1 rRNA gene (cut by a window edge) is annotated in these 1,619 nt (G+C 56.3%); it reads left to right on the forward strand.

The window, feature by feature from the left end:
- Positions 1 to 1,596 (forward strand): 23S ribosomal RNA (locus ACFYY6_RS38235); it begins 1,724 nt to the left of the window's first position.
- Positions 1,597 to 1,619: the final 23 nt, after the last annotated feature.

Raw genomic sequence — 1,619 nt, forward strand, 5'->3', positions numbered from 1 at the left:
AAACGCCCAGTACTGAGCCCATTAATGCTAAGTCCGTGAAGCCGGCCTGATCTCTTCGGAGTTGAGGGTAGTGGTGGAGCCGATGACCCAAGGTGGTAGTAGGTAAGCGATGGGGTGACGCAGGAAGGTAGTCCAGCCCGGGCGGTGGTTGTCCCGGGGTAAGGGTGTAGGCCGTGTGGTAGGTAAATCCGTCACACGTTAAGGCTGAGACCTGATGCCGAGCCGATTGTGGTGAAGTGGATGATCCTATGCTGTCGAGAAAAGCCTCTAGCGAGTTTCATGGCGGCCCGTACCCTAAACCGACTCAGGTGGTCAGGTAGAGAATACCGAGGCGTTCGGGTGAACTATGGTTAAGGAACTCGGCAAAATGCCCCCGTAACTTCGGGAGAAGGGGGGCCACGTCTGGTGATGGGCTTTGCGCCTTGAGCTGGGGGTGGCCGCAGAGACCAGCGAGAAGCGACTGTTTACTAAAAACACAGGTCCGTGCGAAGCCGTAAGGCGATGTATACGGACTGACGCCTGCCCGGTGCTGGAACGTTAAGGGGACCGGTTAGCCGACTTTCGGGTTGGCGAAGCTGAGAACTTAAGCGCCAGTAAACGGCGGTGGTAACTATAACCATCCTAAGGTAGCGAAATTCCTTGTCGGGTAAGTTCCGACCTGCACGAATGGCGTAACGACTTCTCGACTGTCTCAACCATAGGCCCGGTGAAATTGCACTACGAGTAAAGATGCTCGTTTCGCGCAGCAGGACGGAAAGACCCCGGGACCTTTACTACAGTTTGATATTGGTGTTCGGTTCGGCTTGTGTAGGATAGGTGGGAGACTTTGAAGCGGCCACGCCAGTGGTTGTGGAGTCGTCGTTGAAATACCACTCTGGTCGTGCTGGATGTCTAACCTGGGTCCGTGATCCGGATCAGGGACAGTGTCTGATGGGTAGTTTAACTGGGGCGGTTGCCTCCTAAAGGGTAACGGAGGCGCCCAAAGGTTCCCTCAGCCTGGTTGGTAATCAGGTGTTGAGTGTAAGTGCACAAGGGAGCTTGACTGTGAGACCGACGGGTCGAGCAGGGACGAAAGTCGGGACTAGTGATCCGGCAGTGGCTTGTGGAAGCGCTGTCGCTCAACGGATAAAAGGTACCCCGGGGATAACAGGCTGATCTTCCCCAAGAGTCCATATCGACGGGATGGTTTGGCACCTCGATGTCGGCTCGTCGCATCCTGGGGCTGGAGTCGGTCCCAAGGGTTGGGCTGTTCGCCCATTAAAGCGGTACGCGAGCTGGGTTTAGAACGTCGTGAGACAGTTCGGTCCCTATCCGCTGTGCGCGTAGGAATATTGAGAAGGGCTGTCCCTAGTACGAGAGGACCGGGACGGACGAACCTCTGGTGTGCCAGTTGTTCTGCCAAGGGCATGGCTGGTTGGCTACGTTCGGGAGGGATAACCGCTGAAAGCATCTAAGCGGGAAGCCTGCTTCGAGATGAGTATTCCCACCCACTTGATGGGTTAAGGCTCCCAGTAGACGACTGGGTTGATAGGCCGGATGTGGAAGCCTGGTAACGGGTGGAGCTGACCGGTACTAATAGGCCGAGGGCTTGTCCTCAGTTGCTCGCGTCCACTGTGTTG

It is taken from the genome of Streptomyces sp. NPDC001750, from assembly GCF_042892615.1.
In the GTDB taxonomy this organism is placed as follows: Bacteria; Actinomycetota; Actinomycetes; order Streptomycetales; family Streptomycetaceae; genus Streptomyces.